The organism is Monashia sp. HAY1-2A (genome assembly GCF_056755315.1).
In genome coordinates, this window is sequence record NZ_JBNDHY010000798.1 from 1 (window position 1) to 235 (window position 235).

General features: G+C 59.6%; 1 protein-coding gene. It reads right to left on the minus strand.

Features of this window, described 5'->3' with window-relative positions; genetic code table 11:
- Positions 1-215 (minus strand): ribonucleotide-diphosphate reductase subunit beta (locus tag ACPYOM_RS23960; protein WP_481347899.1); only part of this gene is annotated, 215 nt, incomplete at its 3' end.
- Between the last annotated feature and the right edge of the window lie 20 nt (positions 216-235).

Consider the following 235-nt stretch of genomic DNA (forward strand, 5'->3'; position numbering starts at 1 on the left):
TTCTGGAACAGCGCCTTGATCTCCGCGCGGAATTCAGGCGTCCACAGGTGCGGGTTCTCGAGCTTGATCTGGTTGATCAGGTCGATGCCGAAGTTGCAGTGCATCGACTCGTCGCGCAGGATGTACTGGTACTGCTCGGCCGCGCCGGTCATCTTGTTCTGGCGACCCAGCGCCAGGATCTGCGTGAAGCCGACGTAGAAGAACAGGCCTTCCATCAGGCACGCGAAGACGATCA